The organism is Paraburkholderia sp. SG-MS1 (assembly GCF_012275575.1).
In the GTDB taxonomy this organism is placed as follows: domain Bacteria; phylum Pseudomonadota; class Gammaproteobacteria; order Burkholderiales; family Burkholderiaceae; genus Paraburkholderia.
The window spans coordinates 103,011-123,175 of the sequence record NZ_NPIH01000168.1 but is presented as its reverse complement, the minus strand read 5'-3'; the positions used below and the strand labels follow the sequence as shown (position 1 = coordinate 123,175).

Annotated in this window: 16 protein-coding genes and 2 pseudogenes; 3 read left to right on the top strand and 15 right to left on the bottom strand. The window is 58.6% G+C overall.

From position 1 onward, the window contains the following. Positions 1 to 104 precede the first annotated feature (104 nt). The 4 genes from CIC12_RS13270 to CIC12_RS13255 all read right to left on the bottom strand — a co-directional run bounded on the left by CIC12_RS13270 (position 105) and on the right by CIC12_RS13255 (position 5,231). Positions 105 to 983 carry an RNA polymerase sigma-70 factor gene (locus CIC12_RS13270; protein ID WP_168664578.1) on the bottom strand — a complete coding sequence of 293 codons (879 nt, stop codon included), beginning with the start codon at positions 981 to 983 and terminating at the stop codon, positions 105 to 107. A gap of 59 nt (positions 984 to 1,042) precedes the next feature. After that, positions 1,043 to 2,029 carry an alpha/beta fold hydrolase gene (locus CIC12_RS13265; RefSeq protein ID WP_168664554.1) on the bottom strand — a complete coding sequence of 329 codons (987 nt, stop codon included), beginning with the start codon at positions 2,027 to 2,029 and terminating at the stop codon, positions 1,043 to 1,045. 253 nt (positions 2,030 to 2,282) lie between these two features. After that, positions 2,283 to 3,740, bottom strand: a complete 1,458-nt coding sequence (locus CIC12_RS13260; RefSeq protein WP_168664553.1) for a mechanosensitive ion channel domain-containing protein — start codon at positions 3,738 to 3,740, stop codon at positions 2,283 to 2,285. Positions 3,741 to 4,022: 282 nt separating this feature from the next. Beyond that, the gene (locus CIC12_RS13255; protein WP_168664552.1) at positions 4,023 to 5,231 is read right to left on the bottom strand and encodes an NAD(P)/FAD-dependent oxidoreductase; all 1,209 of its coding nucleotides are present in this window, start codon (positions 5,229 to 5,231) and stop codon (positions 4,023 to 4,025) included. Between the two features lie 681 nt (positions 5,232 to 5,912). Here CIC12_RS13255 and CIC12_RS33090 point away from each other — a divergent pair. After that, positions 5,913 to 7,070 (top strand): ATP-binding protein, encoded by a 1,158-nt coding sequence (locus CIC12_RS33090; RefSeq protein WP_238812575.1) that lies wholly within the window; start codon positions 5,913 to 5,915, stop codon positions 7,068 to 7,070. Positions 7,071 to 7,092: 22 nt separating this feature from the next. Here the strand turns inward: CIC12_RS33090 and CIC12_RS13250 are convergent. Then, positions 7,093 to 7,770 (bottom strand): annotated as a pseudogene (locus CIC12_RS13250) (LysR family transcriptional regulator); the annotation flags it as partial. Positions 7,771 to 7,880: 110 nt separating this feature from the next. Here CIC12_RS13250 and CIC12_RS13245 point away from each other — a divergent pair. After that, positions 7,881 to 8,630 carry an SDR family NAD(P)-dependent oxidoreductase gene (locus CIC12_RS13245; RefSeq protein ID WP_168664551.1) on the top strand — a complete coding sequence of 250 codons (750 nt, stop codon included), beginning with the start codon at positions 7,881 to 7,883 and terminating at the stop codon, positions 8,628 to 8,630. A 96-nt stretch (positions 8,631 to 8,726) separates the two neighbouring features. Here the strand turns inward: CIC12_RS13245 and CIC12_RS13240 are convergent, their stop codons facing one another. The 4 genes and pseudogenes from CIC12_RS13240 to CIC12_RS13225 all read right to left on the bottom strand — a co-directional run. After that, positions 8,727 to 9,305: a YbhB/YbcL family Raf kinase inhibitor-like protein gene (locus CIC12_RS13240; protein WP_168664550.1), complete on the bottom strand. Its 579-nt coding sequence runs from the start codon at positions 9,303 to 9,305 to the stop codon at positions 8,727 to 8,729. A gap of 52 nt (positions 9,306 to 9,357) precedes the next feature. Then, complete coding sequence (locus CIC12_RS13235) at positions 9,358 to 9,537, bottom strand: hypothetical protein (protein ID WP_168664549.1); 180 nt, start codon at positions 9,535 to 9,537, stop codon at positions 9,358 to 9,360. Positions 9,538 to 10,023: 486 nt separating this feature from the next. After that, complete coding sequence (locus CIC12_RS13230) at positions 10,024 to 11,439, bottom strand: MFS transporter (RefSeq protein WP_238812573.1); 1,416 nt, start codon at positions 11,437 to 11,439, stop codon at positions 10,024 to 10,026. A 642-nt stretch (positions 11,440 to 12,081) separates the two neighbouring features. Further along, positions 12,082 to 12,296 (bottom strand): annotated as a pseudogene (locus tag CIC12_RS13225) (TetR family transcriptional regulator); the annotation flags it as partial. Positions 12,297 to 12,547: 251 nt separating this feature from the next. Between CIC12_RS13225 and CIC12_RS13220 the strand changes: the two are divergent. After that, a complete protein-coding gene (locus CIC12_RS13220; RefSeq protein WP_168664548.1) occupies positions 12,548 to 13,957 on the top strand; it encodes an amidase in 1,410 nt (469 codons plus the stop codon). 393 nt (positions 13,958 to 14,350) lie between these two features. Here the strand turns inward: CIC12_RS13220 and CIC12_RS13215 are convergent, their stop codons facing one another. The 6 genes from CIC12_RS13215 to CIC12_RS13190 all read right to left on the bottom strand — a co-directional run bounded on the left by CIC12_RS13215 (position 14,351) and on the right by CIC12_RS13190 (position 20,121). Continuing rightward, positions 14,351 to 14,548, bottom strand: a complete 198-nt coding sequence (locus CIC12_RS13215) for a nickel-binding protein (protein ID WP_238812571.1) — start codon at positions 14,546 to 14,548, stop codon at positions 14,351 to 14,353. Next, positions 14,455 to 15,219, bottom strand: a complete 765-nt coding sequence (locus CIC12_RS33085) for a hypothetical protein (protein WP_238812583.1) — start codon at positions 15,217 to 15,219, stop codon at positions 14,455 to 14,457. Before CIC12_RS33085 ends, CIC12_RS13215 begins: the two co-directional genes overlap by 94 nt. Positions 15,220 to 15,429: 210 nt before the next feature. Then, positions 15,430 to 15,750 (bottom strand): hypothetical protein, encoded by a 321-nt coding sequence (locus CIC12_RS13205; RefSeq protein ID WP_168664546.1) that lies wholly within the window; start codon positions 15,748 to 15,750, stop codon positions 15,430 to 15,432. Positions 15,751 to 15,901: 151 nt separating this feature from the next. Further along, the gene (locus CIC12_RS13200; RefSeq protein WP_168664545.1) at positions 15,902 to 17,086 is read right to left on the bottom strand and encodes a porin; all 1,185 of its coding nucleotides are present in this window, start codon (positions 17,084 to 17,086) and stop codon (positions 15,902 to 15,904) included. Between the two features lie 446 nt (positions 17,087 to 17,532). Further along, complete coding sequence (locus CIC12_RS13195; protein ID WP_238812579.1) at positions 17,533 to 18,495, bottom strand: ABC transporter permease subunit; 963 nt, start codon at positions 18,493 to 18,495, stop codon at positions 17,533 to 17,535. Between the two features lie 81 nt (positions 18,496 to 18,576). Continuing rightward, positions 18,577 to 20,121: a sugar ABC transporter ATP-binding protein gene (locus tag CIC12_RS13190; protein ID WP_202984868.1), complete on the bottom strand. Its 1,545-nt coding sequence runs from the start codon at positions 20,119 to 20,121 to the stop codon at positions 18,577 to 18,579. Between the last annotated feature and the right edge of the window lie 44 nt (positions 20,122 to 20,165).

The window sequence follows — 20,165 nt, the reverse complement described above, 5'->3', positions numbered from 1 at the left end:
GAGCCTTTCTTAATCGGGAACAAGGCAGGCAGACTGGCAGCATTTATCTCGCCGATATGGCGAGTGACCGTACGGATGTCCTTCGAACGTTGCGAGGACGCCGATCATTGGCCGCCAAATCTGGCCGCGATGCGCGCAAGCTTGTCGGGATTGCGTTGCACCTGAATGCGCACGATGCGCTCGCCATCCGTCTCGTATGTTTGCGCCGATTCGAGTGCCCCTTCGACAAACCGTAACAGTGCCCATTGACCGTTGAGGACAGCGAGTTCGACATGCAGTCCGCTTCCGTAGCGAAGCGCAGCCGCATAAAAAAACTGCGCGATACGCCGGCCACCCACCATCGGCTCCGGGAAGCTCTGCACCCGGCCGCCTCCATCGCCCATGAGCACCGCATCTTCGGCCAGCATCGAATTGATCGCCTTGAAATCCCCGCGCTCCAACGCCTGCGCAAAGGTTTGTAGCAGGCGATGATGCGTCTCCCGGGACACGACGTAGCGCGGACGGTCATCGCGCAATTGCGCCTTCGCGCGGCTCACCAACTGCCGGCAAGCCGCCTCGCTCTTATCGATGGTTTTGGCAACTTCGTCGTAGTCGGCGTCGAACACTTCGCGCAGCAGGAAGGCCGCGCGGGCTTCGGGGCTCAACCGCTCGAGCAACATCAGTAAGGCGACGGATACCTCGTCGGCGCGTTCTTTGGCCTGCTCCGGCGTTGCGGGTGACTCGGCGAAGTACGGCTCAGGAAGCCAGATGCCGGTGTACCGTTCGCGCTGCACTTTCGTTGCTCGCAGGCGGTCAATGGAAATCCGCGTGGTCACAGTGACAAGCCATGCTTCCGCGTTCTCGATGGTCTCACGACTGGTCGAATGCCAGCGCAACCAGGCGTCCTGAACCACGTCTTCCGCCTCCGCGACCGAGCCCAGCATCCGATATGCGATGCCCTGCAAGCGCGGGCGAAGCTTGTCAAAAACACTTGCGTCGTCCATGGAGCTGTCCTTGTGCACAATATATTGGCCCGGTTGCTTTAAATTACGCTTCCCGCACGCTAGCTGCGCAAGAAAGACAGAAGGTCCTGATTAAGCTGATCCTTGTGTGTATCGGTCAATCCATGCGGTGCGCCGGGATAAATCTTCAGGATCGCGTGAGGGACGAGTTTCTTACTCGAACGAGCTCCAACATCAACCGGAACGACCTGGTCGTCATCGCCGTGAATGATGAGTGTCGGTCTGTCGAACTTCAGCAGATCCGCCGTAAAATCCGTTTCGGAAAAGGCTTTGACTGATTCGTAGACGTTCTTGAAACCGCCTGTCATTCCTTGACGCCACCACGCATCAATCAAACCTTGCGACACCTTGGCGCCCGATCGATTGAAACCGTAGAACGGGCCTGCCGGGATGTCCTTGAACAATTGGGAGCGATTGGCAATCATCGCAGCCCGAATGCTGTCGAATGCCTCGATAGGCACACCGGACGGATTGCCAGGCGTTTTGACCATGAGTGGCGGCACGGCCGAAATCAATCCGATCTTCGATACGCGCGATGTACCGTGCCGGCCCACATAACGCGCAACCTCGCCCCCGCCGGTAGAAAACCCAATAGCGGCTACATCGCGCAGGCCGAGCGTCTCAATGACTGTCGCGAGATCGTCCGCGTAGTGGTCCATGTCGTTGCCATCCCACGGTTGGCTCGAGCGACCGTGCCCGCGGCGGTCATGTGTGATGACGCGAAAGCCCTGAGATGCCAGAAAAAACGCCTGGTTCTCCCAGCTATCCGAACTAAGCGGCCAACCATGGCTCAGCGTGACGACGGGACCGTCTTTCGCGCCCCAATCCTTGAAGTACAAACTCACTCCGTCTCGTGTACGGATGACATCGTCAGCATGGCCTGCGGTTGACATCTGCGCGGTCGCGCTTGGTCCCGACTGCTCACCGGCCGCTGATGCAACCGTTGTCGTCAACATTGCGGCCACCCCGCCTAACATCAGGTTTCGGCGTCTTGCGTCGGGGATGATGCTTTCCAGTTCTTTAGTCATGGTTCCAATCCAGGAATTATTCGACCGGTATATGAAAGGTTTGGCTTGCTACCGGCCGTGTCATCAGAATAACTACGACTCATTCATCGGCCTAGTTAAGGGATGCAAAATGTCGTTGATCGCTCCGCGCTAACGCAATGAGAGGAGCGCCGTTCATGTACAACACCTAACGTTCACGCTCAATATTTGCATTTACAAAAAGCAGGGAGCGATTAAAGACTCGTCGCTATGAAAGTATTACGTAACCGGAACATCAGAACTTCAATGCATGCAACCGATGAATCTTGTCCAGAAGCCAGTGGAAGCTAGCGTGATCTTCGTCCCCGTGAGCGGCGTTCTTTATAGCCATCTTATGCAGCGTGTCTTGCCGCTGGGAAAGTAGTCGGCACATTCGATGAGTCACTTCCTGGCTACTTCTCAATAGCGGTGTCACGTCTTCCTTGTTCAGTCTGTAAACGACACTTCTGGTGAGCGTCGTGATCTTCACCTGAACCGGCAAGCCAGCGAGCAGCCCGGTCTCACCCATGGTATCGCCGGGGCCAAGGCGCGCCACCTCGATGGCGCCGGCAGGTTGCTCCGTTAAGACACTGAGCACGCCTGAGTCGACGATTGCGAGCCAGTCGGGCACCACCTCCGGAGTGCAGATCACCTGGCCGGCCTCGTATTCATGCCGCACCATGCAACGGGAAAGCATCTTCAATTCATCATCGGCGATGGCGCTGAACAGTTCGATGCGTCTGAGCAGGCGCTCCTCCACTCTTGCTGCGACCGACGTGACAGATGACACGCCGGGTGGCCGAAGATTGACACCCGCAGCGGCCAGGTGTCGATAACAGAGGTCGTACAGTTCGTTGGTCAATGGCGTCTTTTTCGCGGTGTCGTCCACGAAGGCCGTCGCCTCGTACTGAATGGAACATAGGGTGGATTTCTTTGCCTGCACGAACGGAGCCGGTGCCGGCAGGATCGAACGAGCCCCAGCGAGCGCGCATTCGAGCGCGGCAATCACAGTTCCGGGCCGCTCGTCCAGCGAGATCTCCAGAGACACTGTGACGCCATGCAAGGCTTGGGGCCGGTTAGTGTTGGTGATATTTGTCTTTGCCGCCGCAGCATTGGGAACGATAGTCACATTGCCGCGGGAATTAAGCAGATGCGTTGCTCTCCAATTCATCTCAATCACCGTGCCTTCCACGCCGTCAATCGAGATCCAGTCGCCCACGCGGTAGGGCTCCGTAGAATTGAGCACGATTCCCGCAAAGACATCGCGCAACGTGCTTTGAATAGCTAACCCGAGAATCACGGCCAATGTTCCCGATGTCGCGATCAGGCCGCGAACGGGTATTTCCAGAACGAACGCCGTTGCTGCTACTGCTGCGGCAAGAAACACCACGGCACCGAACACGTCCTGAAAGAGTCGCTGCTTGCGCCAGGCTTGTGGCAGCAGGAGTGTGTCGAGAGCAAGAGTGAGTAAGCGGGCACCCGTCAGCCACCAGAATATCTTCAGGGCTTGAGCCGCTTCGTGAAGCAGTGACGCTTCCAGATACGTAGCCTGTCTGAATGGGCTAAGGCCCGCGGCGAAAATGCTCGTCGTGAAGACGGCAAAAATCGCGAGCCGAAGCAATAGACGGGAAACGTCCTTCTTCGGCAGCTTGAAACGCCAAAGTGCCACGTCGACCAAGACGACGGAATAACCGAATACAAGGGAATCGTTCACGGAAGCTCCGACGGGAGAATCGCGCCTGGCCAGTACTCATGCCAAAGCAGCCTGTCTTTCGATACGCTCTCGCGTCGCATGGCGCGAATCGGATGCTGCCCCCCGGGTCGCATCGACGCATGGATGGCAACCATTCGGCGGCCTTATCGTCAGGCAGATGGTCACGCCGACACCAGCTTAACCTCGGGTGGCGGCACCGGAGATGATTCGTCGAGAACGATTGCCGCCCCCCGTTTGCCCCATGGTGACCGGTAGCCGCGATACCCGAGGCTTGCCGACGCTCTAGCCAAATGACGCCAGGGGGTCGCCTGCCGCCAACGCATCGGCACGATTGGGCGCCGGCGGGTAGATCCACTGGGTGTTAATCATCTGCTTGCGCGTTTTTCCTTCCGCGTGCGTCAGCTTGATCTGGCGATCCCAGCCTTCTGAGTACACCGCCCCCCACTCGCCGAGATCAAGACAAGTGGCGTAAAACGGCTGGCTATACGCAAGCATCGGTGCGCCGATCAGATCCGCGGCCACGTTGTGACCGCCGAATTTCCCCATCACCATCGCGTGCTGACAGGACATCAACGCGTCGTGCCCTTCATCGTCACTGCGCACGCGAGCCACATCGCCCGCCACAAATACGTGTAGCGCGTCTGCTACACGAAGATCCGATGAGACTTCGACACGGCCAAGCGGGTCGAGTCGAGAGGAAACCTGCGCCGCAAGCGTACTGGCTCGCATCCCGCCGGCCCATACCACCGTCTGCGCCTCGATATGCACACCTGACGCGGTTTTTACTCCATCCGCATCCACCGATATAACGGGAGATCCCAATACCGCCTCAATACCCAGCGATTCGAACGCCTCCGCCACGAATGGCCGCGGGTTAGGCCCGAGGTCGGGGCCAATATCGGCCTGAGAACCGACGATGACCACCTTGATCGCCGCATTGGGACCGAACAGCGCGCGCATCCGCTTGGGCAACTCAGTTGCGATCTCAATGCCAGTAAAGCCGCAGCCCACCACAGCAACGGTATTCCGGGCGTTCGAATCGGGGCGTTTCGCCAGTTCCTTCAGATGCGCCTCGAGTGCCGAGGCGTCCTCCATGCAATCGACGGAGAATGCATACCTGGCAAGCCCAGGAATCGGCGGTCGATTCAGTTTGCTGCCACTCGTCAACAGCAACCGGTCGTAGCCACGCAAGTTGCTTTCGCCGCTCGCGGTCGTCACGCGTACGGTCTTGTCATGCACAGAAATCTGGTCGACACTGCCCTCGACGTAGTTCACACCAACGGCATCGAGCAAGGGCAAAAGCGGCGCGGCCATAAGATGCGGCTCGCTTTCGTACATGCGTGGCCGGATCTGCAACTCGGGCTTCGGTGAGATAAGCGTAATGTCAACGTCGCCAGCCGTTGCACCGGCGCGCTCGAGCACGCGGGCGGCCCCGAGCGCGCCCCACACGCCGGCAAAGCCGGCACCCACAATCAAGATCTTCTGCGACATGGCTGTTGCCCTTTAGGTTTTGAATTGCCAAATTGACGATGTGCACCGCGACTCACGACAAAAAGTGTCCTGTTGCGGTACGCGGCGATCGCTGATGATCGCGGCGGCGCGGCCTATCTGGCGCCTGCCGTCACGACAATCGTAGACTCCGTCTGTGATTGGCAGTAGGCACGCAAAGAAGATCACCGTGTTGTCCCGGCGACAACAATCTGCGGCTTAAGCATCACCCAACCGTTCTGGCGAGCGCATCTTCGATGCGTTGCAGGGGGAGGCTTGCCACGTTCCACGGCGAGACTCATGATTGTGGGAATGCTGCATCGAATACGCAGAGAGTTCGAGAAGATCTCGAACGGCTGCTGCAGTACCACCGTCGGCTTATGGCCGGGCGAGCATTCCGACATATACCGCCCTTCGCCGTCTTGCAGGAGATCTGGCAAAAACAGAAGGAAGAACGGGATTGCTTGGGGAACTCGCGCCCGGGAGGCATTAGCGGCAGACAACGGGAACCGGTATCTTTGTCATGGAAATCTCTCAAAGTCTGATGTTGTTTGTCGTTTCTTTATGCCGCAACTATTTTTGCCTAATCAACAAAACATTATCCCGGTGAACCCATCGGTCCCAATTGTTACTTTGGCGGCAACACCGTGATATCCCAAGTTAGCCTTCCGTGATCCGGTTAGCATGACTACGATTGTTTGTGACGAGGAGTGTCCGGATCTGGCGGTTCCGTGGACTCCGGCAGAGCCTTGTCTTTGTGATCCGATACACAAATTTCAAGGCATTTTTCGTCGTCGGGGGATCGAGAAGATCGATCTGTTCCCATGCAAACCTGAATCGCGCAATCCGGAGTCAGCTCAGAAGATGAATGCCATTGAAGATTATCTGCGTTCCGATGTGATGGCCCATGCCAACCGCCATGAGTACCGCGAAGCCATATCGTTCGGTCCGTTCAGACTATTTCCTGAGGAAAGACGTCTCGAACGCTCGGGGTCATTCGTTCAGCTAGGTAGCCGTGCATTGGATATTCTTATCGTGCTGGTTCGGCACGCAGGACAGGTAGTGGACCGGCGCATGTTGATGTCATACACGTGGAGAAATATCGTCGTCGATGAAAGCAACTTGCGCGTCCACATTGCCGGATTGCGCAAAGCACTGGGTGACGGCGAAGACGGTGTGAGCTACGTGCGCAACGTGCCGGGTATCGGGTATTGTTTTGTCGGACGGCTTACTCGTCAGCGTACCGTTGACGACTGCACACTTCACGGTGCTGATTCGCCCGATTTATTGCATGCCGATAGGTTGGCCGTGGATGCAGACCAGCCGCAAGGGCGTGAAGAGGCCTTGCAGGCACTCGCATCCCATGTGACCGGACATCGATTAGTTTCTATTGTTGGCCCCGGGGGCGTCGGCAAAACAACTGTGGCCATCGCTCTCGCAAAGAGACTGTCCGGTGCATTTTTTTCCGAAACTCACTTCGCCGATCTCAGTGAAGTCGCTTCTGACGATAGGGTGGCGCTTACACTGGCCCGTCTACTTGGACTGAGTGAACTTCACGACAACCCCTTCGCATGCATCGTTAATTATCTTTCTAGTGCTAGTGGGCGTGCGTTGATCATCCTTGACAACTGCGAGCATCTCATCGACGTCGTGACGTCGCTCACAGAGCAAATCCTCGCAGCGTCACCCTCAACGCGATTCGTTCTGACGAGCCGCGAAGCACTGCGTGCCCGATACGAATATGTCTACCGCCTGCCCGCACTCGACGTCCCGCCGTGTTCCGAGGCGATGTCGATTGAAGACGCGCACTCTTATGAACTGTCGCTTTCAGAATTTGTGTGATGCCGAGTCCGTTCAACGCCGCCAGTCTCATGGCGTCGCCACTGTCAGCGTCGAATGCACCTTCCAGCGGCACGCTGACACCGTCCGCGAACATGATAGGTAGTGCGCGTCCAGCAAGTTTGTAACGAACATGGCGGTGCATACCGAGATCAGCCACCGAGTTCGGCACACCGTAACGGCCTAAATATTCAGACGAGGCCACGAGCACTAGCGGCAAATCGCCCAATTTCCGCGCATGCAAACCGCTGTCGACAACCTCTCCGGCCCTGATGACCAGATCGAACCCCTCGCGGATCACATCGACATGATGGTCACTCACATTTACATCGAGCAATAGCCCCGGATGGCGTGTCATCAGGTCTCCGGTGAGTGGGTCGAGAAGAATGTGCCCCAACGCGCCGGGCATACTGACACGAAGCTTGCCAACCGCAGCCAGCGGCGTAGCCAGCCCATCATCTGCCTCTTCGAGGCCTCGTATGAGCGGTGCGATGCGTTCATAGTAAGTTTGCCCCTCCATTGTCAGGACGGTGGCCCTTGTCGAGCGGCGGAAAAGCTTGATGCCGAGACGCTTCTCCAATCGCGCAACGCTTCGCGACACAGCGGACGGCGTCGTGCCGAGCAAGCGCGCCGCCCCGGTGAACGATCCGGTCTCGGCCGCTCGAACAAAGGCCGATAGGCCATTCAAGTTCTCAAGAGACATTAGTGACCATTTGGAAAAACTGATAGCTCCGCTGGACGACTGGGCTGTCGCATCACCCACAGGTAACTTGTCACTCAACGCGAGGTCCGCGTGGAACAACGGAGCTTAAAATGAACAGACTTGCAAATAAGGTCGCTGTCATCACTGGCGGCAATAGCGGCATCGGCTTTGCCATGGCAAAGTTGTTTGTGACAGAGGGTGCCCATGTGCTGATCGTCGGACGCCGTCAGGCCGCGGTAAATGCAGCGGTGGCCGAGCTTGGCGATCAGGCATTGGGGCTGACCGGCGACCTCGCCGATCCTGCAACGCACGACCGCGTTACGTCATTGGTTGCCGACCGGTTCGGGGGGCTCGACATTTACGTCGCCAACGCGGGCGTCAACACGATTGCCCGCTCAGGTCTGGTCACGCCCGACGAGTACGATGCGCAATTCGCGACGAATACCCGGTCGGTTTTCTTCGGCGTTCAGAAAATCGCGTCGCAACTTCGCGACGGAGGCGCCATTCTGTTGACGAGTTCCATCGCGAGTTCGAAGGTATTCGACGGCCATGCGGTGTACGCCGGCAGTAAAGCGGCAATCGAAGCTTTCGCGCGCAGTTGGGCGCTCGAATTCAAGGAGCGTAGCATCCGCGTCAATGTGATCAGTCCAGGCCCCGTCGACACGCCTATTCTCTCCAAGATGGGTATCGCTGCCAGCGATCGGCCCGCATTCGAGAACGCCGTTGCGGAAAAGATTCCGCTTGGCCGGCTGGGCCGCGCAGAAGAGCTGGCTCACACCGCGCTCTTTCTCGTAAGCGATGAAAGCAGCTTCGTGACCGGCATCAGCCTGAACGTCGATGGCGGAATGTCGTTGGCGTAATTCGTGTCCGTTTGAACGAACAATGCGAATACGCAAGCCGTTTTACCGGCAACCGGGCGCCTGGAGCGGTTGCCGACATCTCAACGCTGGCGGCCGTCAATCGTTAGTCAGGGCGCGATGGTACCTGGCGACATACTTCGCCTGAGCAATGACTTTCCCATGCATCTGATAGGCGACGACGGCGGGACTCGCCGCCGCCCCGACATCGATGAGTGCCACGTCGAGAGCGGACGCCGTCACGACATATCGGTGCGACTCTCCCTTGGGCGGACAGGGTCCACCGTACCTGGATTCGCCAAAGTCGGTCAACGTCTCAACCGCGCCTGCGGGCAGAAGCTTCGGGTTGCCTGAGGCCCCCTTTTCGAGTGACGACTCCGAAGGGGAAATGTTGGCGATCTCCCAGTGAGTCCAGCCGAGCCCTCCGGTCGGCGCATCAGGATCGAAAATCGTCACGACTATGCTCTTGGTGCCGCGCGGAACATGAGCCCATGAAATGCGCGGCGAAACGTTGTTACCGTGACAGCCAAAGCCTCCGTATACCTGCTCGTTCGCGAAGTATCCGCGACTCAGGTCGTCGACTTTGATCGTGAACGGTTCCGCGCCTGCCGTCGCCGGAATGGCCAGCAGCGCCATCGAAGCGCAAAGAGTCGCTGTCAAAAAGAGCCTCAATCGCATGGTGTTCTCCGTTGAAGGACGAGAATGAATACAACGGTATGAACGGTATCTTCTAGCAACGCGGCCCGGAAGGCGTATCCACGAACCACGGTGTTGCCTTCGCTGCAACGTCGATGACAGGCAATTCAATCGATTGGACGATCACTCGTGTCAGCGAGGTGTACAGCTGCATATAAGACAACAGCAGGGACTGGTGTTGAACGAACATGCAACTGCGTTTGAGCGAGTTCATCGTCCAATTCCCGAACGGCGCGCTGCGGCGCCGGGTGAATTGGCCCGACAGTTTCCGCACTGAAGCAAGAGCAGGCGCCGTTCGGGCAATCGTCGAAACATGTCGTGCGATGTCTCAGCCCGCGTGCGGCTGAACTAGCGGCCGGCACTTCTGGCGCCGGAACATCGGCATGTTGGTAGCGTCACGCTCGTACGGGTGAACGGCCGACACTGACCGCGTGCTGCCTGATGCATTTGACGACTCACTGCCGCCGGTCATGCGGTGGGAAATCGGACGGCAGCTAGCCAGAGCGAAGCGGCCTTCCGAGTGACCGCGCTATGACGGGTGGCAGAAACTGGCCGGGTGCTGATTCGCGCACCTTGCGTACGCAGCTTCAACCTCGCGAGGCGCGATCGGCAGCACGCCATCCTCCAGCGTCGGTCAGGAAACCAACTATGGCGAACGCAAAAACATGGAGAGCAGCCTTTAACTCGCTCTCCCCCGACGTCATGCGCGTTCATGGTCCAGACGCTGCGCATGCCCGTGTTTGTCGGCAGCATGCGCGGCGCGATCATGCGACGCCTCGTGCAGGTCGGTTCCACTAGTCTCCGGCAAGAACATCGCCGCAAGGAACGCAACGCCGTAAGCACACAGTGCGCATACACCCATCGCAGTTCCAAGTGGCAGGGTCGCTGCGAGCAATCCAACAGTGGCCGGCACGACCGACCCAAAGCCGCGTCCTCCTCCGAGGCAGAATCCCTGGCCGCTTGCGCGGACGTTGGTCGGGAACAGTTCGGCAAAAGTCGGAAGCATGCCGGACGCCAAAGCGCCTTGAAACGCGCCAAGGAAAAAGCTGAGGACGACGGTGACGCTTGCGCCAATCGGTGCTAGCAGATAGATCGCCACGTTTGCCGCCTGCAGAACGAGGAAGGTCATGAACGCCGGTCGGCGGCCAAGTCGGTCCGACAGAAAACCGTATAAGAGCGGACCGACCAGCGACCCCAGAATATTGCAGGCCAGGTAGCCCGCACTCGATCCAACCGAGAGGTGCAGCGTGGTTCGCAGATAGGTCGGGAGCCAGGTGATCATGACATACGCCCCGCCGAAGATGCCGGTCGCCATGACAACTGCCGCCAGCGTCCGACGCAAGTGGCGTGTCGTGAAAATCTCCCAGAACGGTGTGGCTGCTGCGCCGTTGTGACGGGCCGCCTTCGCTTCGGCGTACACCCCGGATTCAGGAACCAGCCGGCGAATGAAGAAGACCAGGCCGGCGGGCACCACGCCGAGCGCGAAGAACACACGCCAGCCGAACTGCTCGGGAAACAGCGAAGCGATAATCGGCAGCAAGGCAACCGACACGGCATATCCGAGCGCATAGCCACTTTGAACGGCGGCCGCGACTCGGCCTCGCAGAACCGGCCGGATGACTTCGCTGATCAGGACGCCACCGACCGCTGCTTCGCCGCCGTAGCCCAAGCCCTGCAGAAATCTGATGCCGAACAGCACCGGGAACGAGTCCGCGAACGCAGCGGCAATGGTGGAAACGGCGACCCAGACGATCGTGAACTGCAGGATGCGCACACGTCCTATCTTGTCGGCGAGAATCCCTGCCCCCCAACCACCGATGGCAGTCCCCATGAGCGCCGCGGTCGCGAGGTACCCCACCTGAGGATGCGAGAGCCCCAAGGTGGCAATGAGCGCCGGAATGACCAGCGAAAAAATCGTCGAATCCATCGAATCGAGGCCAAAGCCGGCGAAACACGCCCAAAACGTTCGTCGCTCGACCGGCTCGAGGCTAGAGTACCAACCTAGACGCATACTTCTCTCCTGATCTGCCTGAATGTGCTCCGCGTTTCGACGGCCAGCGACACCAGAATCGCACGCTTGACGCAGATCGCCATCGATCTGCGCTGCGATGGCCATCGATCCTCGCATCGGCGCACGCTATCGAAATTACGATGCAAAAGAAGCGTCGGGTAAACCATACTGAGATGCAACCGGCCCACTCGCCGGCGAAGTCGGTCGATGCAGGGGGCAGCCTGAGATCTGCCGTGCGGGGCCTATCATTAAAGGCGCAGCAGGCATCCCCGACATCCCGACGCAGCGAGCCGTGAGATCATCGATGCCATAAGCCGATAAATAATTCAGATGGGAGAAGCTGCAATTCAGAACGACTTTGATCAGCTTGGGCACGCCGTCATATGGAGCACTCGACAAGTGCACGCAAGTCCCTTGAAATGACTCGGCCGCAAGCAGCGGTGGCCAACCCGCGAACGACCGCGTTCCAATTTAGACGGTCTCTTTAATGGCCGATCGAGGAACCAGACGCGCAACCCTCCCTGGCCGAACCGGTCTCACAGCACTGTACGAGATCGATCCAGAATGGTGCGCCCCACAGCAATTTTTCGCGATGCTGCAGACGTCGTTGTCCCCGACAGATAGACCTTACGTCGCTGCAGACTTTGTTGCGCTCCGATAACAGCATATTCCGGCACACATATTCGCAGCAGTTCCTCACGCGAGATCCGATGTTATCGAGCAGGCGCGCGCCCCCGAAATTGACGTTGTCTGCACGCGTCGACGCAAGCTGACAAGCGGAGCGCCCGATGCCGCCGGGAGAGCTTCCAGAGCGGCGCCGAATCCTCGAAGTAGCGTCGCGCGACCGCCGCCGCCAGGGCGGCCTTGCTCGCGAAACGGTGGTAGATGCTGGCAGCCTTGATGCCCACGTCCTGCGCGAGCTCGCAAATGTTCAGCCCGCCATAGCCGTGCACCTGCGCCATTCTCGTGGCGGCAGCAAGGATCCTGTCTCCCGAGCGGGTGACGGCTTCACTGGTCAAAACAGTTTCAAATAAAAAATGGTTGACGACCCGAAGCGTGTCGCTTAAATTTGACCTAACAAACGTTAGGTCGGCAATCAACCGTCACCTGCCATGCAATGAACCGCTGGCATTTTTTGAGGCGAATAGGCTAACGATCGATACGTAGACAAACTCTTCAACCGTATCGCAATCGCACTGCCCAAAGGAAACCCATGAGCTCCGAACTGTTTCACTTCGACGCCACCCGTTTGGCCGAACTCATTCGCACGCGCGAAGTGTCGCCCGTCGAGGTCGTGCAGGCGCACCTGGATCGCATCCAGGCCGTCGATCCGAAAGTCAACGCCATCGTCACTGTTGCAGACGATGCGCTGAAAGCCGCCCGGGCTGCTGAAGCGGCAGTGCTGGCGGGACAGGCGTTGGGGCCGCTGCACGGCGTGCCCTTCACCGCGAAGGATTCGATCGATACCGCAGGCGTGGCAACCCAGCGTGGCTCGCCCATCTTCAAGGGACGGGTTCCCGACGCGGACGCGACCAGCGTGGCCCGGTTGAAAACCGCAGGCGGCATCCTCCTCGCAAAAACGAACTTGCCCGAGTTCTCGTACTGGATCGAAAGCGACAATCTGCTCAGCGGTCGATCGAACAATCCATGGAGTCTGGAGCGCACGCCGGGCGGCTCCAGCGGCGGCGAATCGGCGGCTATCGCAGCGGGCATGTCGCCGCTCGGTCTCGGCACCGATCTGGCGATCTCGGTGCGCGGACCCGCTGCGCAAACAGGCATCGTGTCGCTCAAGGCTACTCACGGACGCGTGCCGATGACAGGAATCTGGCCGCGCGCTCCGCGCCGCTTCTGGCACGTTGGTCCGATGGCTCGCAGCATCCGCGACCTCGCACTCGCGTTTTCGCAACTGTCGGGTCCTGATGGCCACGACGCATTTGCGAGCAGCACCGTCCCGTACGATGTCGGAGCCGACCGTTCGCCGGACCGTCCCCTCCGGGTGGGCTGGATGGTCGGACCCGGCTTCGGACCAGTGGATTCAGAAGTTGCCGCAACGGTGCAGGCGGCGGCGGAGGCGCTCAAGGGCTTGGGCATTCTGGTGGAGCCCGTACGCATTCCCGCGCTCGAGCGTGACTTTGCTCTCGATGTCTTCAACCGCCTGCACGTGATGGAAATGAAGCCTGCCTTTGCGCAAGCGACGGCCGGGCGCGGTCAGCACGAACTCTACAAGATGGCCAGGACCATGCTCGCGTTGCCGGACACTTCGATGAAAGACTATATCGACGCCGAACAGGCCGCCGAGCGTCTGCGAGACGGATACGCCGAGTACTTCCGCCGATACGACACGTTGATTACGCATGTGCTGCCGATTCCGGCTCACAAGCATGGCGTGGACACGTTCACGATCGATGGCCGCACCGTGGACGCGACCTATCTCCAAGGCGCAACCGTACCGCTGAACGTCACAGGCTTGCCCGGCATTTCGATGCGATTCGGCACGAGCAAAGAGGGCCTGCCTATCAATGTGCAGATTGTCGGCAGCTGGCAGGCTGAGTCAACCATTCTTCATGTGGCGTCGCTGCTCGAATCGGTCAGCCCCGTGCGCGGCCAGCGTCCGGACATCTGAGTGACTAGCGACTCGTTCGTCAATCGAAACGCGACCCGAGCCTCACGGCCTCCCGGGCGCACTCCTCCTGGAGTAAAGAACCGCCCCTGGAGCTGCCACGGCGAAGCCAAAAAGAGAATCGAAAAAATGCTGCGCCGCGCCGACCCATTCAGATCCGCCAAGGCCGAAGCTTGCACGTCCGTTATTTAACAGGGCTCGGCCATGAACGGCCTTTCAACGGCAACTATGTCGGTCCCTGGAACGGCGGACGAACACCCAGGTGCGGTCATTCCGCCTGACGAAGACAATCGGCGGCGACTGCGTGCACCGCCGAATCATAGGGCAAGATCCCTTGGAGCCCTTAGCGTTTCCAGTGTCTTTCGGACGCCGCGGCTCTTGCCAACGCGAGGCGGCTCAGCTCTGGATGACCTCGCCCGACCAGATATGATCGAACACAGCGCCAGCATCCCGTTGCACCTTGCGGACCGTTTCCGCATCGGGCGCTTCATACTCATAGATCATGTACCGGCGATCGACGGATACCACGCTTCGTATCCAGACGACGCCGTATAGTTCGCTGCACGGCGCAAGGCGGTCTTCGACGACGGACAAGTCCGTGTCCGACTGTGGCGTCGGAAAGCTCCTTTCGACCAGGACGTGCGACATGTCAGTCCTACATAGCCGCGAGTTGGCACTCGCCAAAGATTAATGCGGCTGCGTTTGAACCACCGTTTCAATGCGTGGATAGTGATCGTAAAGCCGTTGCAGTGCCGCCTGCCCGCGCGGAGCAAGCGGCTTGTCGGCCAGCAATCTTCGGCAAAAGACGCACGGGAGTCTCCCATTTTCCGGGCGGCGTCGATGATGATCTCCCGTGCCAGCCGCCTAACGTCCCGATACGCGCCGCGTTCGAAAATCATCGTCGCGAGCCAGACGAGACACTGGTACTCGCGCCAGTGGTCGCCCGCTTCCTGAAGAACGCCGCGCGCGCGAGGCAGATCGCGCTCCAGCTCGAGCAGACATCGGCCCGTGTTCGCGAGTTGCCTGCAGCGCGTCGCCGCATCGGCCTTCCGGGCGGCCGTTTCGGCGCGGATCGTCACCTCACGCGTGCGCTCGATGTCGTTTGCCTGCTGTGCCAGCCATGAGAGGCTATGAAATCCCTCAACTACGTCCGCATGAAGCGACAGGGCTTCTGCCTCATGGATAGCGCGCTCGAAATCATGCGCCATCGACGCAACGCAGGCTTGGCCCGAACCGGCGACGGCGACCAGTCGCGCAGTCAGCAACTCGATTTCGAGGTGGACGCATTCGCTTCCGTGGGACAGCGAACGCGCGTGAGCCAGCCCGCGTTGCGCGACCGAGCACGCCTGCGTCGGGCGCTGGTCCGGCCGCTCCGAAAGTCCCAGTCGCCCCCAGCCGCCGAGCCGCCCACACGCGTAAGATCGCTGTCGTCAACTAAGACCTTATGTCGCTTTCAGCGATCCTGAAAGTAGACGTCAAGGTGCTGAAGCGGGTACCGCTACTCCGGTACCTTGGGGGTTCGCTTTCTTTTCCGCGTTCTGAACGTTCTGCGGATATCGAAGTTGGTCGCCAGAGGGGTTGTAGCCTTTCTTCTCGAGTTTGCTCAACTCGGCATTCTTCTTTTCACGGCGAGCTTTCCGCTCAGCCTTCTTTGTTGCCTTCTGGGCCTGAGTAGAAGTGCTCGAACTGTCCATCGTTGAAGCTTGATCGCTGGCAGGTTGTGCTTGAGCAACTGAAAGCAGGAAAAGTGAACAGGTCACGCCGAACACAAGTGCCTTGATTTGCCTGGAAGTCATTCTCGTCTCCAAAATACCGATGGTCAGAAGGCATCCGCCGGGCGCATTCCATCTTTACGCGCGTTCGTTAAACTCACGACTAATATCTTCGCCTTGCTCGCATGGAAGCGACGGCGCGACCTACAGGTCTCGTCGCCACTCTTCCGCGATATCAGAACTGCGTAGCAATGCCGGCGAAAGCACCGAACTGGCTGTGACCAAAGTTCGGATTCGTGCTCGACGGATTGCCGTTTACCGGATCGTCGTTCGTGTTAGCTCCGTACAAGCCACCGTTGAGACCGAGATTTGATGTCGAACTGTTATGCAGGTAGCCCAGTTCGGTATAAACGCGGGTACGCTTCGAAAGCAGATACGCACCCGAAAGCGTGTACAACGTGGCATTTCCGTTACCGTTGTTCGCATTGGCGTGATACACCGCGCCAGTCAGGAACGTCGCGGGTGTCACCGCCCAACGTGCGCCGGCCCACGCCTGATCGACCTTCGTCGGCAGCGACGCGCCCGCGGGCAACGCCGACGCATTCGCCGTTCCATAGAAGCCAGCATTGGAAGCGTCTGGCGCGCTCAGGTGCTGATACCCTGCATAGACCGTCACTGGGCCCCAGACGTATGAGCCGCCCGTGAAGATGGAACGCGAAGCAAGATAGACGTTGCTGAACTTCCCGTTCCCGTCACGAATCTCGTCATAGATCGCCTGCACATCGAGATTGTGTGAGTTGTATTCCAGTTTGATGCCGTCGGCCCGGCCCTGCGAACTGCCGAGCCCGGTCGATGTTCCAAGTTGGCTAGGAGCGCTGCCCGGGTTGCCTGCGTTCCATGTCGTCGAATTCGTCAGATTGTACTGACCTTGCACTGTGAATCCCCCGAAGCTCGGAGACAGATACTCGAATCCGTTGGCTGCCTGGGGAAACATGCGGCCTCTCACAAGCGTGCCAAACGAGTATTTTTGCGTCTGTTGAGGATCCAGAATACCTGCGTACTGGAGCAGCTCGCTAGCGCCGAAGTTACCCATCCGGAACGACCCGTAAGTCGGGTTACTCATTCCGACCGTCGCCTGACCCGCGAAGAGCGACCCATTCGCGTACGTTCCATTCTGCGTGTTGAGTCGAGACTCGAGTTGGAAAGTCACGAACGTGCCGCCGCCAATGTCCTCTAGTCCTTTCAGGCCGAAGCGTGATTCAGCCCAGTTGCCCGACTCCGCCGCCCACCGATGACCTTTTGGCAAGCCTGTCTCAAACTGCAAGCCGTTATCCACAATGCCGTACAGCGTAACGCTGCTTTGCGCGCTGGCAACAGCCGCAAAGCCCATCGCCAGCGATCCAAAAATAATACGCTTCATCTTCTTCTCCTATCTCCAATTCGCGATTCAATAATTATTTATCAATTTGCACCACTAATTAAACGACCGTCTCTTTTTAGGATTTTTTCTGCTTACGTGATCGTTCTATTCAAATCTGGGCGCGGGTCAACGCCGGGGATTGCATGAAAATGCGCTCATCGGTCCGTGCCAATCAACGTGCCTGGAGCGCGCGCGAACATTGACGCTTACGTGCATCAACGCCAGGTCTCAGTTTGCTTTCTTAGAGATGCCGATGGATTTGCGTTTGCCTCGCTGCACCCGAGTGTCGGCATGCGTATGGGATTCTCACCCGAACAGGCTCATTGCATGCAGGAAGCGACGCTATCCTCGCTGCGGCTACGAATCGTGGTCGAGCGAAGTGTGTCAAGGCGAATCGAAGCGCGACCAATCTACTAACCTCGCGCTTCGCTTGCGGTTATTGATGATCAGGTGCGGCTCTCACCGCTGCGACGAAAACGATCGAGTGCCACTGCAGCGATGATGACGAGGCCTTTGATAATGAACTGCCAGATGTCGGACACGCCGAGAATGACGAGACCATTAGAAAGTACGGCAATAATTAACGCGCCGACCAAAGTCCCCCAAATCGAACCCACACCGCCTACAAAGCTCGTGCCGCCGAGAATGACTGCGGCAATGGCGTCGAGTTCATAGCCCATGCCGATCTGAAGTCCATTCGCAGCATAGAGTCGGGCCGCGGACATCACACCACCGAGACCGGAAAGCAACCCCGACACGGCATAGACGAACATCAGAATCAGGCTGACCTTGATGCCGGAAAGACGCGCTGCCGCAGGATTCCCCCCCATCGCATAGATCCAGATCCCCAGCACGGTACGGCGAAGGATGACCCACGAAATCAGAATAACGGCAAGCGCGATGATCGCCAGAACCGGAACACCGAGGAAGCTTGCGTTCCCGATCCATGCAAAGCTGAGGTTGGGGTTCATCACCGTACCGTCGTTGCCGATCAAGCGTGCAAGTCCACGCACCGCGGTAAGAGAACCGAGCGTGACGATAAACGGCGGAAGCTTCAGGTACGCGATGAGGAAACCGTTGATCGAGCCAAGAACGATACCCGTCAACAGTCCGACCGGAAGGGCGAACGCGCCGAACGAGGGGTCGAGGGAGCAGATCATCGACGTCATCGCCGCAGTCGCCAGTATCGAACCCACCGAAAGATCGATGCCACCGGTCAGAATGACGAACGTCATCCCTGCAGCCAACACTGTATTGATGGCGGCCTGCTGTGCGACGATCGAAATGTTTTGGCCGGTGAAGAACGTGCCTTGGGTAGCGAAGTTGAAAGCGACGCAAAGAATGATTAGTACCGGCAGCATACCGATAGCACTGATCAGCCGACGAACGTGCACTTTATGCGCCGACATCCCGACTGCGTCGGTTGGCTCTTGCTTTACAGCAGGACTATGAAGCGTTGACTTGTTCATGATTGTCTCCAAATCTGTGTTTCAGGCGGCATCGAGGGTTGCATCCGCTCCTGCCGCGAGAGCCATGATGTTTTCTTGCGTGATTGCGTCGTTGTTTGGGCCGCCGACTTCGCCAACGATATGACCTCCACGCATCACGAGCGTGCGATCGCAGACCCCAATGATTTCCGCCAGTTCGCTCGAAATCACGACGACACCAATTCCTTGACGCGCCAGGTCGTCGATGAGCCGATAGATCTCAGATTTAGCGCCGATGTCCACGCCGCGCGTGGGCTCGTCGAGAATGAGCACCTTCGGCCCGATCTGGAGCCAGCGCGACAACAGCACCTTTTGCTGGTTTCCGCCCGAGAGGCTTCCAACGTTGACCAGGGGGCTTGCTGCCCGAACACGAAGTTGCTCGAAGGCCGAGTTCGCGCGTTTTTTGCCTTTCGACAGATTGAGGAAGCCGCCTGGGCGTGCGTCCGGAAAAATCACGCCCAAATTAATGTTTTCGGCGCACGACATGTCGAGAAAGAGGCCCAATGCTTTGCGATCTTCCGTCAGGTATGCCAGTCCGTGTTTGATGGCGTCGGACGGTTGCCGAATGCTCACTTCTTGACCGTTGATGAAGACCTTTCCGCTCGCCTTCTCATCGGCCCCGTATATCAACCGGGCTAGCTCCGTGCGTCCTGATCCGACCAGTCCCGCAATTCCTAGTACCTCACCTTGATGGAGTTGGAAACTGCACCGCTTGATTTTGTCGCCGTCGGAGATGTCCTTTGCTTCAAAGATGACAGGACCACGGCTACCGCCGGCATCATGTTCCTTCATATAGAAGGTCGACAGGTCCCGGCCAACCATCATCTTGACGATCGCCTGAGCCGATAGCTCGGCACGGTCAATCGTTCCTACGTACCGCCCGTCCCGCAGCACAGATACACGGTCGGACAGGTCATAGACCTCTTCCATCCGGTGACTGATGTAAATGATGGCGATACCTTCGGAGCGCAATTGCCGGATCAACGCAAACAGCCGCTCGCTTTCTCGAGTCGATAAGGCGGTAGTCGGCTCGTCAAGGACCAGAATCCTCGATTTCGCGTGCAGCGCCCGGCCGATCTCGACCAACTGCTGCTCTGCGATGGAAAGCGTCCCGACGATCGTACGGGCAGTGAATGGAACGTCGAGGCGTTCCAATACTTCACGGCAGCCCGCGTACATTGCCTGCCGATTAGCCATTCCGCGAGCGGAGACCTCTCGCCCCAGATAGATGTTTTCGGCGACCGTGAGATTAGGCGCGAGGCTCAGTTCCTGATAGATAATCGAAACGCCGTATCTCTTCGCCTCCAACGGATCTCCGATGGTCACCGGCTGGCCGTCGATCAGGATCTCGCTACCCGCATCGGCCTCATAGGCACCAGATAGGATTTTCATCAGCGTCGACTTGCCTGCGCCGTTCTCTCCCATAAGAGCGAGAACTTCACCGCCCCACGCGCGCAGTTGGACGTTATCAAGTGCCTTCGTGCCGACGAATGTCTTACTGACGTTCCGCATTTCGAGCAGAGGAATCTGATTATCGGTAGGCATCATGTCTCCATATGTGTTGCTCGCGCACGCGGATGCTGGCGTGCGCC